This window comes from Pantoea sp. V106_11 (assembly GCF_029967885.1).
GTDB classification, from domain to species: domain Bacteria; phylum Pseudomonadota; class Gammaproteobacteria; order Enterobacterales; family Enterobacteriaceae; genus Pantoea; species Pantoea ananatis.
This window is the reverse complement of the sequence record NZ_JASCAK010000002.1, coordinates 37,987-51,728: the sequence shown is the minus strand read 5'-3', so window position 1 is coordinate 51,728 and position 13,742 is coordinate 37,987. Positions and strand designations below refer to the sequence as shown.

Genomic DNA, 13,742 nt, shown 5'->3' with positions numbered 1-13,742 from the left:
ACCGTTTCCAGTGGTTATCCCCCTCTATCGGGCAGATCCCCAGACATTACTCACCCGTCCGCCACTCGTCACCCGAGGAGCAAGCTCCTCTGTGCTACCGTCCGACTTGCATGTGTTAGGCCTGCCGCCAGCGTTCAATCTGAGCCATGATCAAACTCTTCAATTTAAAGTTTGATTTGCTGAAACCAGTTCAGCGGTGCTCATCTGTAAAACGTCATAATGAATTTCATTATGTGTTCACTCGTGAGGCTTTGATATTTTTTACGTCCGGAGACGCTGATATCAATCCTGCGAGTGCCCACACAGATTGTCTGATAAATTGTTAAAGAGCAGTGCGAACAGCGGGTTAACCGTCTGTCGCGAGGTGGCGTATATTACGCTTTCCTCCTTCAGAGTCAACCTCTTTTTCAGAAGTTTTTCTCCGGCGGCTCAGTTTCCTGACCCTCTCAACACCGCATTCCGTAAGCCGTTGTGCCGTGTCGATGGAGGCGCATTATAGGGAGTTCGCGCGGCCTGACAAGGGTTAATTGCAAAAAGATTACTGTTCGTCTCAAATTTCGCCAAATCGCGTTATTTCAGTACGATTTGCCTGGTAACTGTGCAAAATCCCTGGCAAAACGCTGCACCTGTTGCCAGTCCGTGTATTCCACTTCTTTAGATGCATCCGTTTCACCGCCAGTCATCCGCATAATGAATTGAATCATGACCCGGTCAAACCAACGATAGCGCGGATAATAGAGTGCGCCAGCAAAGACGGCGCAGCAATCAGGCTGCCAGGGCGACTGTGCTAAAAACTTGACGGTATAAGCATTCGTTTCCGGCGAGCGCTTCTCAGGCTTGCGCGCCGTCAGGTTAACGGAGAAAAAGCCGCTTACGCGCTGCTGCAGTGCAGGCAGGTTGTGCTTAACAAATTCGTTTACGACAGGCTGGAAATGACCATAGCGGATTGAAGCACCAATCAACACCCGATCGTACTGCTGCCAGTCGAGTGTCTTTGCATCCTGGATATTGATGACATCGCAAGATTGCTGGCCCTTAATCTCATCAGCAATAGCCGAGGCTATTTTTTGCGTCTGACCATCGCGGGTGGAAAAGAGAATTAACGCTTTCATTATGTTCATCCTTATTCGTTATTCCCGCCAGAAGGTCGGCGTGAACAACACCAGCAACGTGAAAACCTCAAGGCGACCAAACAGCATAGTAGAAATCAAAATCCACTTAGCTGCATCGTTCATTGAGGTGAAGTTATCGGCAACTACGCCCAGGCCCGGGCCAAGATTGTTTAACGTTGCCGCAACCGCAGCAAACGCTGAGAAATCATCAACGCCGGTGGCAATAATGGCCAGCATGCTGATCAGGAACACCAACGCGTATGCCGAAAAGAATCCCCATACGGCTTCAAGGATACGTTCCGGCAGCGCACGATTGCCCAGTTTGATGGTGTAAACCGCATTGGGATGGACAAGCCGCTTAAGCTCACGGTTACCCTGTTTGCACAGCAGCAGAATACGAATCACTTTTAAACCGCCGCCCGTAGAACCCGCACAGCCGCCAATAAATGCAGAACACAACAGCAACACCGGTAGAAACAGCGGCCAGCGCGCAATACTGTCCGTGGTGAATCCCGCAGTGGTTGCCATGGATACCACCTGGAAAAAGGCCTGGTTCAGCGTTTGCCAGCCACTGTCATACACATTGTGGAGCCACAAGACGATGGTGCAAATCAGCACCAGCGTCAGCTGCACCCCGATAAACATCCGGAACTCGGGATCGCGCCAGTAGGCTCGCAGATTGCGGTTGCTGAGTAATGAGAAGTGTAGGCCGTAGTTACAACCGGAGATCAGCAGGAACACCGCCACGATGGTGTTGATCGTTCCACTCTGGAAATAGCCGATACTGGCATCATGCGTTGAAAAACCGCCAATGGCGATAGTGGAAAAACTGTGGCCGATTGCATCAAAGGCAGGCATCCCGGCAAACCACAGGGCCAGCGCGCAGGCAATCGTCAGCAACACATAGATGAGCCAGAGCGTCTTGGCCGTTTCCGCAATGCGCGGGCGCATTTTGTTGTCTTTCAATGGGCCAGGCATTTCAGCACGATACAACTGCATGCCACCGACGCCCAGAATCGGCAGGATAGCCACGGCCAGCACAATGATCCCCATGCCGCCAAGCCACTGCAGCATCTGGCGATAGAACAAAATGGCTTTAGGCAAGGAGTCCAGCCCCACCAGCGTGGTCGCGCCCGTGGTAGTTAATCCGGAAAAGGATTCAAAAAAGGCATCCGTAACGGACAGGTGCGGCTGTTCAGCAAAGATAAAGGGCATGGCACCGACGCTGCCCAGCACGGTCCAGAACAATACGACTATCAGAAACCCTTCGCGCGGCTTGAGTTCCGTTTTCTTCTTGCGATTCGGCCACCACAGTAACGAACCGATCACCAGGGCCATCATAAACGTCTGGCTGAAGGCGCGGCCCGCGCCATCCCGATAAATCAGCGCAACGAGGCCGGGTAAAATCATCGTTACCGAGAAGAGGATCACCAGCAGACCGACAATGCGGGTAATGGCGCGAAAGTGCATTAAGCCGTTCCTTTAATTAAAGAGAAGAACATCATGGTGTAAGCGGAAGAAGCGTTAACGCACCCCGGCTGAAGTCTGACAGGTTTTGCTTAAATCCATCAATATGTCCATAAGGCAATGCCAGCGTCATAGTGATACGGTCAAGATACTGACTTTCAGAAATGCTCCCTTCAAAGCGCTGCACCAGGCGCTCAATATCGCTCAACTGGGCGTAATCGCACTGTAACGTGAACAGTTTTACCGGAACTTTTCGCTGGCGCTCAAGCTGTTTCAACCCTTGTTGGACACCGCCGCCATAAGCCTTAACCAGGCCCCCCGTCCCCAACATAATGCCGCCGTAGTAGCGCACGACCACTGCCGTAATTTCTCCGATATCGGCACCCATTAACTGCGCGAGCATGGGTTTACCTGCCGTCCCGGAAGGCTCACCGTCATCGGAAAAGCCCAACTGCTGTGAGTCGTTGGGCGCACCCGCTACCCAGGCCCAGCAATGATGCCGGGCAGTGGGATGATCCTGCTTTACCTGCTGGACAAAAGCCCGCGCCGCGTCCACGCCACAGGTGTGAGCCAGCAGCGTAATAAACCGGCTTTTTTTGATCGTCTCCTCGCTGACGCTGAGCGCCTGCGCAGGAATATCAAACGCCTCCATCAGGCAAGATGCAGGTCGCGCGTCATGTTTTCGACGCGGTTCGCATGGATAATCACGTTGTCCTCAATGCGGATACCGCCATAAGGCTTAAGCGCATCCAGTGCCTGCCAGTTAAAATGCGCGCTGAATTTGCCTTCTCGCAGCGGGGCCAGCAGTGAATCAATAATATAGAAGCCTGGCTCAATGGTTAACACCATCCCAGGCTGGATAACCCGGGTGCAGCGCAGATAAGGATATTGCTCTGGCGCGGCCAGGTGCGTACCGGTTTCATCCTGCATAAAGCCCGCGACATCGTGGACCTGCAAGCCCAGCGGATGGCCTAAACCGTGTGGCATAAAGGGGCCGGTCAAATCCTCGGCTACAAGCGCCTCTTCGCTTATCCCGTGCACCAAATCAAACTTCGTCAGCAATTTCGCAATACGTTGATGCATTTGCAGATGATAATCGGTGTAGCGCACGCCCGCTTTCAGCGTAGCAATCAACGCCAGCTCTTCCGTATTCATCGCTTCAACCATTTTGGCATACAGCGTGCCGCTTTGTGCGGCATAACTGCGCGTCAGATCGGCGGCATAGCCTTGATATTCCGCTCCGGCATCAATCAAAAAACTGTAACGCTTAGCAGGTGGCTGATGGTCCAGTTTGGTGTAGTGCAACACGGCGGCATGCTCATTCAGGGCGATGATATTGCCATAGGGCACATCGGTATCGCGATGTCCGGTTGCCGTCAGGTAAGCCTGATTGATATCAAATTCACTCAGGCCGGCAGAAAAGGCCTCTTTCGCCGCACGATGCCCGGCCACGGCAATTTTTTGCGCCTGACGCATACAGCTGAGCTCGTAATCGGTTTTTATGCTGCGATGGTAATGCAGGAAATCGATCACGCCTTTTGGATTAATATTTCCCGCCTTAATCCCTAATTGCGCCGCACGTTCGATCACCGGGCCAATGTAGGCGACGTTTTCACGTTGGGCTGGCAGAAGATCGCCGATGGCATTCGCGTTTGCCAGGCCGATAATCTCAACGTCATCGGTCCAGAAACTGTGCGGAAGCGGTTCAACGTTATGCCAGTAGTCCACCGGAGAGTAAAACCACAACTTCGGTTTGTTCACACCGTCAATCCACAACCAACAGTTTGGCACCTGGGTTACGGGCACCCAGGCCTTAAATTGCGGGTTAACCTTAAACGGATAAGTATGATCGTCCAGAAACACGGTGAGCAACTCGCCGGAATGGATCAGCATGGCATCCAGTTTATGACGTGCCAATACCTGCTGAGCACGTTGTTGCAAGGTCGTAATATGCGCGTGATACAAGCTTTTTAATGAATCCATTGCCGCCTCTCCAGTGTCCGGAAAAGCCGCAGTTTATCACAGCCTAAATACGGATGCCGGGTTCAGGGAGGCTGTGATCTTGTTAGCAAATAAACAAAGAGCTGTTTGCAAAAAATTAACATCGCTCCCAAACTCACGATCATCTGGTATGACCAGATCACCTTTCGCGGTTTCAGGAGACGTACATGCTCTACCAAGGCGCTAACCTCACTCTTAATCAGTTGGACGACGGCATTGTCGAGCTGGTGTTTGATGCCCCCGGCTCCGTTAATAAGCTGGATACACAAACCGTTGCCAGCCTCGGCGAAGCGATTGCTGTGCTGGAGCAACACGCCGATCTGCGCGGCGTGCTTCTGAGCTCAGCTAAACCCGCCTTTATCGTTGGGGCTGACATCACCGAATTCCTTGCGCTTTTTGACGCGCCAACGGAAAAGCTGAGCCAGTGGCTGACGTTCGCAAACAGCATTTTTAATCGTCTGGAAGATTTACCCGTTCCCACCATCGCCGCGATCGATGGCTACGCGCTGGGCGGTGGCTGTGAATGTGTTCTGGCGACGGACTTACGGGTTGCCACGCCGACCGCCCGCCTGGGCTTACCTGAAACCAAGCTGGGCATCATGCCGGGTTTTGGCGGCAGCGTTCGGCTGCCTCGCCTGTTGGGTGCTGACAGCGCGCTGGAAATCATTGCGGCAGGTAAAGATATTGATGGTATGGCTGCGCTCAGGCTGGGTCTGGTCGATGCAGTTGTCAGCCCTGATAAACTGCGCGATGCAGCGCTGACAATGCTTAAAGCGGCAGCCAGTGATGGCAGTTGGCGGGCACGTCGCGCCCCTAAATTAGCGCCGTTAAAACTCAGCCCTGTCGAGGCCGCAATGAGTTTTACGATCGCTAAAGGCATGGTCATGCAAACGGCCGGGAAACATTATCCTGCGCCGCTCACCGCCGTGAAGACGATCGAGGCCGCAGCCGCATTAGGACGTGACGATGCGTTAAAACTGGAAACGGCGGCGTTTGTTCCGTTGGCGCAATCGGATGTGGCTCGCGCGCTCGTCGGAATTTTCCTCAACGATCAGTACATTAAAGGGCTGGCAAAAAAACGCAGCAGCGAAAATGGTGCGCCGAAGCAGGCTGCCGTGCTGGGCGCCGGGATTATGGGTGGCGGCATCAGCTATCAGTCGGCGTGGAAAGGTGTGCCGGTCAAGATGAAGGATATTCATCCGCAGGCGCTGACCCTGGGCATGAACGAAGCCAGTAAGCTTCTGAACAAGCAGCTGGAGCGAGGTAAGATAGACGGGAATAAGCTGGCTGCCGTCATTGCCACCATTCAACCTACGCTGGATTATGCCGGATTTGATCAGGCCGATGTCGTGGTCGAAGCCGTGGTCGAAAATCCACAGATCAAAGCCAGTGTGCTGGCTGAAACAGAAAAGCATATGCGCAGTGATGCCATCCTGGCCTCGAATACCTCTACGATCCCCATCAGCCAGCTGGCGCAGGCACTGCAGCGTCCCGAAAACTTTTGCGGTATGCACTTCTTTAATCCGGTTCCCCGTATGCCGCTGGTAGAAGTGGTTCGCGGAGAGAAAACCAGTGAAGCGACGTTGGGTAAAGTCGTGGCATGGGCCAGCAAGATGGGCAAAACCCCTGTCGTGGTGAATGACTGTCCGGGCTTCTTCGTAAACCGTGTTCTGTTCCCTTATTTTGCCGCGTTCGGCATGTTGTTGCGCGATGGTGCGGATTTCCGCCAAATCGATAAAGTGATGGAAAAACAGTTTGGCTGGCCAATGGGCCCTTCTTGGCTGCTGGATGTCGTGGGGATTGATACCGCACATCATGCGCAAAGCGTGATGGCGGATGGTTTCCCACAGCGTATGAAAAAGGACTATCGCGATGCTATCGATATTCTGTTTGAAGCAAAACGCTTTGGTCAGAAAAACGGTAAAGGCTTCTGGCGTTGGGAAGAAGACAAAAAAGGGAAACCTAAAAAAGTCTCTGATCCCGAGGTCGATGCGCTGCTTGAACCTGCCTGCCAGCCTAAGCGGATCTTCAGTGATGAAGAAATCCTGAACCGCATGATGCTGCCAATGCTTAATGAAGTTGTCCGCTGTCTGGAAGAGAAGATTATTGCTTCACCTGCCGAGGCAGACATGGCGCTGGTGTACGGCCTGGGATTCCCGCCATTCCGTGGTGGGGCTTTCCGTTATCTCGACACGCTGGGTAACAGTAATGTCGTGGATCAGGCGAAACGCTATACGGCACTGGGCGGCCTGTATGAGCTGCCTGCCCTGCTGTCAGAAAAAGCGCGCCAACATGAAAGCTGGTATCCCGCCGTCAAACCGATTGATGAAGCCGCGTTCAGAAGCGCCTGAGGTGATAAAAAATGGAAAATGTAGTCATTATTGACGCAGTGCGCACGCCAATGGGCCGCTCGAAAGGCGGTGCCTTTCGTCACGTACGTGCAGAAGACCTGTCAGCGCACGTTATGCGTGAACTGTTAAGTCGGCATCCGGCAGTCAATGCTGCCACCCTGGATGACATCGTCTGGGGCTGCGTACAGCAAACGCTGGAGCAAGGCTTTAATATTGCCCGCAACGCCGCGCTGCTGGCCGAAATCCCGCATGTCGTACCCGCCACAACGGTCAACCGTCTGTGTGGATCCTCAATGCAGGCCCTACACGATGCCGCACGCGCCATTATGGTGGGAGATGCACATGCCTGTTTGATCGGTGGTGTGGAGCACATGGGACATGTACCCATGAACCATGGCGTTGATTTTCATCCCGGCTTAGGGCGTACCGTTGCGAAAGCGGCAGGGATGATGGGATTAACCGCAGAGATGCTGGCGCGCATGCACCACATTAGCCGCGAGCAGCAGGATGCATTCGCTTTGCGCTCCCATCAGCGCGCCTGGCAGGCGACACAGCGCGGCGATTTCGCAAATGAAATTGTTGCGATACACGGCCACGACGCCGACGGCGTGCTGAAACGCTATGACTTTGATGAAGTGATCCGTGAAGATACCAGCCTGGAAGGCCTTGCGGCACTGCGACCTGCATTTGATCCCGTGACCGGGACGGTGACCGCAGGCACATCCTCAGCCCTGTCAGATGGGGCAGCCGCCATGCTGATTATGAGTGAAAGCCGCGCACGGGAGCTGGGGCTGAAACCCCGCGCCCGTATTAAAAGTATGGCGGTGGTGGGCTGCGATCCCTCAATCATGGGCTACGGTCCGGTGCCCGCCAGCAAGCTGGCGCTTAAACGCGCTGGGCTACGCGTGAACGACATTGACATCTTCGAGCTTAACGAAGCCTTTGCAGCGCAGGTTCTGCCCTGCATTAAGGATTTGGGCCTGTCAGACAAACTGGATGACAAGGTCAACTTAAATGGCGGCGCCATCGCATTGGGTCATCCGCTGGGCTGCTCAGGCGCACGCATCAGTACGACGTTGCTGAATATTATGGAACGCCGCGATGCGCAGTTTGGTCTGGCGTCAATGTGTATTGGCCTGGGTCAGGGCATCGCCACCGTTATCGAACGCGTTTGATACGTTGGGACGTTATTGTGGGATTTACCCGCCTGTCAGGGGCGGGTTTTTTCTTGCTAAATGAAATCAGATAAAGGCAAAGGCATCGCCATACATCTGTGATTCCACTGCGCCACGCTCAGAACAGAAGCGATCGCGCGCAATTTTTGCCATTTCAAAGCGCCCGGCGATATAAATCTCATGCTCACTCAGCGTAGTAAAGTCCTGCATGACGGCCGTTAATACGGTGCCAGAACGACCCTGCCAGCCTGCTTCAGGCTGTTCTACTACCGGAATCACTTTGAGATTAGGATGCTTAATGGCCAGCGCGTCCAGTTCATCCATATCGTACAGGTGTTTCAGCTCACGGCCGCCCCAGTAAATCGCAATGTCGCGATCAGGCTGTTGAGCAAGCGCCGTCAGTAAGATGGAGCGCGCATAGGAAAAGCCCGTGCCGCCCGCAATCAGAATTAACGGTTTGTCACTCTCTTCGCGCAACCATGCGTCGCCGTGGGGAATATCAACAACGATTTGCCCGTCTTGCTGGATGCGATCCATCACGGCCATCGCATACAGGTTAAGCTCCGACGCGCCGATATGCAGCTCAATGATTTCGGTTTCCATTGGCGTAGAGGCTACAGAAAACGGACGCTTGTCGCGCTCATCCATCACTACCATAAGATACTGTCCTGCACGAAAGCTAAATTCCGCTTCCGGAATCAGGCGAACGCGATACACCGTGTCGGTAATCGCTTCAACTGAAGTTACTTTACAGCTTAACGTTGTCATGCGTTCCCTCTGTCGGGTCGTCTTTATGGTTATTGCGCGCCATCAACGCTGTGATGGCTGTTTAAAAATACCGAGGTCATCCCAGATAGCGTCGATACGCGCAGTGACTGCCGGATCTTTAACAATCGGCGTGCCCCACTCTCGTTGTGTCTCGCCCGGCCATTTATTCGTCGCATCCAGGCCCATTTTAGAACCCAGTCCTGACACCGGTGACGCAAAATCAAGATAATCGATTGGCGTGTTTTCTACCAATACGGTATCGCGCGCCGGGTCCATACGCGTAGTAATTGCCCAGATGACGTCGTTCCAGTCACGGGCATTAACATCGTCGTCACACACAATAACAAATTTGGTGTACATGAACTGTCTAAGAAACGACCAAACGCCAAACATTACGCGCTTGGCATGACCGGCATACTGTTTTTTAATCGTGACGACCGCCAACCGGTAGGAGCATCCTTCGGGTGGTAAATAAAAGTCGACGATTTCCGGGAACTGCTTAATCAGAATCGGCACCAGCACTTCATTTAACGCCACGCCAAGGACAGCTGGCTCATCTGGCGGACGTCCGGTGTAGGTCGAGTGATAAATAGGCTGATGCCGCTGAGTAATATGCGTTACGGTAAAAACCGGGAAGCTATCGACTTCATTATAGTAGCCCGTATGGTCGCCATAGGGGCCTTCCGGGGCCATATCGCCGGGTTCAATGTAGCCTTCCAGCACGATTTCCGCGCTGGCAGGCACTTCCAGATCGTTGGAAATACATTTGACCACTTCGGTTTTATTCCCCCGCAGCAGGCCCGCAAACGCATATTCTGACAGCGTGTCCGGTACCGGGGTCACCGCGCCAAGAATTGTCGCCGGATCGGCACCCAGCGCAACAGATACCGGGAAACGCTCGCCAGGATGGGCTTTCGTCCACTCCAGATAATCAAGTGCCCCGCCGCGATGAGAAAGCCAGCGCATGATAAGACGGTTTTTACCAATCACCTGCTGGCGATAAATGCCCAGGTTTTGTCGCTCTTTATGCGGACCGCGGGTTACCGTGAGCCCCCAGGTAATTAAGGGTGCTGCATCGCCTGGCCAGCATTTCATGACCGGAATCCGCGTTAGATCGACCTCATCGCCGCTGAAGACCTCTTCCTGACAGGGTGCATTGCGCAACCTTTTGGTGGGCATATTCAGCACCTGCTTAAACTGCGGCATTTTGCTGAACAGGTCACGGAAGCCTTTTGGCGGCTCGGGTTCTTTGAGAAAGGCCAGCAGTTCGCCCACTTCTCGCAGTGCGCTGACCTCTTCCTGCCCCATACCCATCGCCACGCGCTTTGGCGTGCCAAACAGGTTGCACAGAACGGGCATGTCGTAACCCTTAGGGTTCTCAAACAATAATGCCGGGCCGCCTGCACGTAAGGTGCGGTCAGCAATTTCCGTCATTTCCAGTTCGGGGTCGATCTCGTGCGATATACGCTTCAGTTCACCACGCTGTTCAAGCAGCGCAATAAAGTCTCTTAAATCCTGATATTTCATGCGGCTTCAACTTTCCGGCCAGAGTGAATGGGCCATTATAGGGCTGATTGTAGGGATGTGTTGAGCTTTATGCGCCCCATCTTTTACCTGGCCTGTAACTTACAACGGTCAGGCTGGGTACGGCGATCGTTATTGCCCCGTGGGTTGCGAATGACTCACGTTTACTCACTTTATGCGGTGGCACTGATCATTCAGAACAATCTTAGTTTATTTTCCAGGCAACGCCGCGTTACAGGCCCCAATGCGCTATAACTCTGGCTGGAGGTTTGCTATTCTTAGCGTCCATTCATTGGGAGCAGTTATGGAATCCTGGTATTTACTCTATTGCAAACGTGGGCAGCTATTGCGTGCGAAAGAGCATCTTGAGCGGCAAGAGGTAAAATGCCTGAGTCCAATGATCGCGATGGAGAAGATCGTGCGCGGTAAGCGGACGACCGTGAGTGAGCCGCTGTTTCCAAACTATCTGTTTATCGAATTTGATCCGGAAGCCATTCATACCACGACCATAAGCAGTACGCGTGGCGTCAGCCATTTTGTGCGCTTTGGTACAACACCGGCAACCGTGCCCGCCCTGGTGATTGATGCCTTGCAAACCGACGTCCCCCAGACGTTGCTCGATCCCGAAACGCCGCAAAACGGTGATGAAGTGATCATCACCGAAGGCACGTTCGAGGGCTTGCGTGCGATATTCTCTGAACCGGATGGCGAAGCACGCTCAATTCTGTTGCTGAATCTGCTCAACAAGCAGGTCGTACGCAGCGTGGATAACCGGCAGTTCCGTAAAGCCTAAATCAGCCCGAACAGTTTACGCGCATTGTGATCCACCTGACGTGCCAGCATCTCGACATTCTCCCCGCGCCAGTTTGCGACCTGCTGCAGGATATGCGGCAAGAAGCAGGGTTCATTTCGTCTCGACGTGGGACGGGGACGCATATCACGCGGCAGAAGGTAAGGTGCATCCGTTTCCAGTAATAACCGCTCTGCCGGAATCAGTGGCAGCATCCCACGCAACGCGATACCTCGACGCTCATCGCATACCCAGCCCGTAATCCCTACCGACAGCCCCATGTCCAGGCAAGCGGTCAGCTCCTCGCGCGTGCCGGTAAAGCAGTGAATCACTGCAGCAGGCAATTTGGGCAGCCAGGGTTCAAGAACTGCCGCAAAGCGCTCGTGGGCTTCCCGGCAGTGAAGAAACACCGGCATATTAAGCTCTGCCGCCAGTGCCAACTGAGCGTCAAACGCATACTCCTGCTGCTGGTGAGCGGACAGGTTACGATTAAAATCCAGACCGCATTCACCTATTGCCACTACGTCTTTTTTCTCTGCCAGACGGCGCAGCGTGTTAGCAACGTCCGCTGACCATTCGCTGGCATGATGGGGATGCACGCCAGCGGTTGACCAACAATAATCCTGATGGGCCTCAGCCAGTTTCTGCGCCTGCTGACTTTCAAGTGCGTTGGTGCCGGTAATCAACATGCCGGTGACGCCCGCTTCGCGCGCGCGTGAGATCACCTTTTCCCGATCGGAGGCGAACTGCGTGCTGGTCAGGTTTACACCGATATCAAACATATTTTTTCCACTCTTTATCAATAACACCCTAAACAAAAACCGCCTGGCGGCGGTTTTTGACTTTCCTCTCCCGCCTTGCGGGTTGTGCCCAATCAGACATCAGGAATCGGCGTTATGTTCCTCATCCTCTGCCTGGCGGCCTTTTCCCACATAGTAACGTGAGAAGAATACGCCGACTTCAAACAGGCAGTACATCGGAATAGCGAGCAAAGTTTGGGAAAAAACGTCTGGTGGTGTGAGCAGCATCCCAACAACGAACGCGCCAACCAGAATATAGGGGCGTTTCTTTTTCAAATCATCGGGGTTGGTAATGCCCGTCCAGCAGAGCAGCACAATCGCGACCGGCACTTCAAATGCCACGCCAAAGGCCATGAACAGCGTCATCACGAAATCAAGATAGTTGGTAATGTCCGTTGCAATAGTGACGCCCTGGGGCGCGGTCTTGGCGAAAAAACCAAAGGCCAGCGGAAAGACGATGAAGTAAGCAAAAGCGACGCCCACGTAAAACAGCAACGTACTGGAGAACAGCAACGGCATGACCAACTTGCGTTCGTGGCGATAGAGGGCTGGCGCGACAAAGGCCCAGACCTGGTAGAGGATAACCGGAACGGCAAGGAATACCGATACGATCATGGTCAGCTTGATCGGGGTAAAAAACGGTGACGCGACATCCGTGGCGATCATGCTGGCGCCCGCGGGCATCTGATTAATGAGCGGCGACGCCACCGCATGGTAGATATCATTGGCAAAGTAAATCAGCGCCAGAAAGATGACTAACACGGCAACAATACAGTTCAGCAGACGCTTACGCAGCTCAATCAAATGGCTGATCAGGGGTTGGGTATCTTCAACGGCCATTATCGCTCATCACTTGCAGAAGGAGTAGAAACTGAACCTGCCGACGGCACAGCGCTAACGGGCTTAGCCGCGGTTTGCGCATCGGCATGAGCGGGCGACTGTGCCGGTGCACTGGCATGCCCTGAGGCAGGTCGCGGCTGAACCGGGGAGGGCTCAACGCGGCTGTCGGCCGGTTGAGAAGCCGCAGGTTCAGACGTCGCCAGCGGAGCCTGCACAGGTGCCTGCGACTGATGTTCGCTGGCGGCAGGTGTAACGGGGTGCAGCGTTTCGGTGGTCGATGCAGGGTGAGGTGAATGGATGGTATTGGCTTCGTCTTCGTCTCTTTCAATATCAATGCTCTGCTTGACCGAGCGTTTCATTGAATCAGCCGTTTTCCGCAGCTCTTCCATGGATTCCTTCAGCTCGGGGGACAGCGTGCCCCGGCCGGCTTCTTCCACCTTTTTCAGGCTGTCTTGCAGCTCCTGAAGCTTGAGTTCTTGCGCCAGCTCACTCTGGACATTGGCGGCCAGCGAGCGGATCGCTCTGATCCAGCCCATGACCGTTTTTACCGCAAGGGGCAGACGTTGCGGGCCAAGAACGATCAGCCCGATCACGAACACCAATACCAATTCACCAAAACCAATATCGAACACGGCTTACACCTGCTTGTCGTTCTTGACGTCATCTTTCTGAGCCGACGTTGGCTGTTTATCCGCCAGCGTTTTGGCATGGAAATCAGCATCCTGCTCTTTCGGTTGATCCTTTTTATCGTCTTCATCGCTCATGGCTTTCTTAAACCCACGGATAGAAGAACCCAAATCCGAACCCAGATTACGTAATTTGTTGGTACCGAACAGAAGAACCACAATCACGGCAATAATTAACAACTGCCAAATACTAATACCGCCCATGAGATAGCCTCGATTTTATTGTTA

The 13,742-nt window shown here is 53.7% G+C and carries 13 protein-coding genes and 1 rRNA gene; 3 read left to right on the top strand and 11 right to left on the bottom strand.

Annotated elements, in window-relative coordinates:
• The 5 genes from QLG08_RS00525 to pepQ all read right to left on the bottom strand — a co-directional run.
• Window positions 1–166: ribosomal RNA gene (locus QLG08_RS00525) — 16S ribosomal RNA — on the bottom strand; the annotation flags it as partial.
• Between the two features lie 409 nt (window positions 167–575).
• Window positions 576–1,112 carry a menaquinone-dependent protoporphyrinogen IX dehydrogenase gene (hemG, locus tag QLG08_RS00520; protein WP_015701289.1) on the bottom strand — a complete coding sequence of 179 codons (537 nt, stop codon included), beginning with the start codon at window positions 1,110–1,112 and terminating at the stop codon, window positions 576–578.
• Window positions 1,113–1,130: 18 nt separating this feature from the next.
• Entirely contained in the window at window positions 1,131–2,582 is a 1,452-nt protein-coding gene (trkH, locus tag QLG08_RS00515) for a Trk system potassium transporter TrkH (RefSeq protein ID WP_282472766.1), read from the bottom strand.
• A gap of 31 nt (window positions 2,583–2,613) precedes the next feature.
• Window positions 2,614–3,231: an IMPACT family protein gene (locus QLG08_RS00510; RefSeq protein ID WP_013024108.1), complete on the bottom strand. Its 618-nt coding sequence runs from the start codon at window positions 3,229–3,231 to the stop codon at window positions 2,614–2,616.
• Window positions 3,231–4,562, bottom strand: a complete 1,332-nt coding sequence (gene pepQ / locus QLG08_RS00505) for a Xaa-Pro dipeptidase (protein WP_013024107.1) — start codon at window positions 4,560–4,562, stop codon at window positions 3,231–3,233. The genes QLG08_RS00510 and pepQ overlap by 1 nt, the downstream gene beginning before the upstream one ends.
• A gap of 185 nt (window positions 4,563–4,747) precedes the next feature.
• Here pepQ and fadB point away from each other — a divergent pair, with 185 nt between their 5' ends.
• Window positions 4,748–6,931, top strand: coding sequence for a fatty acid oxidation complex subunit alpha FadB (gene fadB / locus QLG08_RS00500; protein WP_014606972.1), 2,184 nt, complete (start codon window positions 4,748–4,750; stop codon window positions 6,929–6,931).
• An 11-nt stretch (window positions 6,932–6,942) separates the two neighbouring features.
• Window positions 6,943–8,106 carry an acetyl-CoA C-acyltransferase FadA gene (fadA, locus tag QLG08_RS00495; protein WP_089517708.1) on the top strand — a complete coding sequence of 388 codons (1,164 nt, stop codon included), beginning with the start codon at window positions 6,943–6,945 and terminating at the stop codon, window positions 8,104–8,106.
• Window positions 8,107–8,172: 66 nt separating this feature from the next.
• Here the strand turns inward: fadA and fre are convergent, their stop codons facing one another.
• The gene (gene fre, locus QLG08_RS00490; RefSeq protein ID WP_014595029.1) at window positions 8,173–8,874 is read right to left on the bottom strand and encodes an NAD(P)H-flavin reductase; all 702 of its coding nucleotides are present in this window, start codon (window positions 8,872–8,874) and stop codon (window positions 8,173–8,175) included.
• Window positions 8,875–8,916: 42 nt separating this feature from the next.
• Complete coding sequence (gene ubiD / locus QLG08_RS00485; protein ID WP_013024103.1) at window positions 8,917–10,401, bottom strand: 4-hydroxy-3-polyprenylbenzoate decarboxylase; 1,485 nt, start codon at window positions 10,399–10,401, stop codon at window positions 8,917–8,919.
• 301 nt (window positions 10,402–10,702) lie between these two features.
• Between ubiD and rfaH the strand changes: the two genes are divergently transcribed.
• Complete coding sequence (rfaH, locus tag QLG08_RS00480) at window positions 10,703–11,191, top strand: transcription/translation regulatory transformer protein RfaH (RefSeq protein WP_014606974.1); 489 nt, start codon at window positions 10,703–10,705, stop codon at window positions 11,189–11,191.
• Here rfaH and tatD read toward each other — a convergent pair.
• The 4 genes from tatD to tatA all read right to left on the bottom strand — a co-directional run bounded on the left by tatD (window position 11,188) and on the right by tatA (window position 13,718).
• The gene (tatD, locus tag QLG08_RS00475; protein WP_019106790.1) at window positions 11,188–11,970 is read right to left on the bottom strand and encodes a 3'-5' ssDNA/RNA exonuclease TatD; all 783 of its coding nucleotides are present in this window, start codon (window positions 11,968–11,970) and stop codon (window positions 11,188–11,190) included. The two genes, rfaH and tatD, sit on opposite strands and share 4 nt — an antisense overlap.
• Before the next feature lie 99 nt (window positions 11,971–12,069).
• Complete coding sequence (gene tatC / locus QLG08_RS00470; RefSeq protein WP_013024100.1) at window positions 12,070–12,828, bottom strand: Sec-independent protein translocase subunit TatC; 759 nt, start codon at window positions 12,826–12,828, stop codon at window positions 12,070–12,072.
• Window positions 12,828–13,460, bottom strand: a complete 633-nt coding sequence (tatB, locus tag QLG08_RS00465; protein WP_089517710.1) for a Sec-independent protein translocase protein TatB — start codon at window positions 13,458–13,460, stop codon at window positions 12,828–12,830. Before tatB ends, tatC begins: the two co-directional genes overlap by 1 nt.
• 3 nt (window positions 13,461–13,463) lie before the next feature.
• Complete coding sequence (gene tatA / locus QLG08_RS00460; protein WP_013024098.1) at window positions 13,464–13,718, bottom strand: Sec-independent protein translocase subunit TatA; 255 nt, start codon at window positions 13,716–13,718, stop codon at window positions 13,464–13,466.
• Between the last annotated feature and the right edge of the window lie 24 nt (window positions 13,719–13,742).

Coding starts and splice junctions, on each gene's coding strand:
- hemG (WP_015701289.1), bottom strand. CDS start 1,112: ATGAAAGCGTTAATTCTCTTTTCCACCCGCGATGGTCAGACGCAAAAA.
- trkH (WP_282472766.1), bottom strand. CDS start 2,582: ATGCACTTTCGCGCCATTACCCGCATTGTCGGTCTGCTGGTGATCCTC.
- QLG08_RS00510 (WP_013024108.1), bottom strand. CDS start 3,231: ATGGAGGCGTTTGATATTCCTGCGCAGGCGCTCAGCGTCAGCGAGGAG.
- pepQ (WP_013024107.1), bottom strand. CDS start 4,562: ATGGATTCATTAAAAAGCTTGTATCACGCGCATATTACGACCTTGCAA.
- fadB (WP_014606972.1), top strand. CDS start 4,748: ATGCTCTACCAAGGCGCTAACCTCACTCTTAATCAGTTGGACGACGGC.
- fadA (WP_089517708.1), top strand. CDS start 6,943: ATGGAAAATGTAGTCATTATTGACGCAGTGCGCACGCCAATGGGCCGC.
- fre (WP_014595029.1), bottom strand. CDS start 8,874: ATGACAACGTTAAGCTGTAAAGTAACTTCAGTTGAAGCGATTACCGAC.
- ubiD (WP_013024103.1), bottom strand. CDS start 10,401: ATGAAATATCAGGATTTAAGAGACTTTATTGCGCTGCTTGAACAGCGT.
- rfaH (WP_014606974.1), top strand. CDS start 10,703: ATGGAATCCTGGTATTTACTCTATTGCAAACGTGGGCAGCTATTGCGT.
- tatD (WP_019106790.1), bottom strand. CDS start 11,970: ATGTTTGATATCGGTGTAAACCTGACCAGCACGCAGTTCGCCTCCGAT.
- tatC (WP_013024100.1), bottom strand. CDS start 12,828: ATGGCCGTTGAAGATACCCAACCCCTGATCAGCCATTTGATTGAGCTG.
- tatA (WP_013024098.1), bottom strand. CDS start 13,718: ATGGGCGGTATTAGTATTTGGCAGTTGTTAATTATTGCCGTGATTGTG.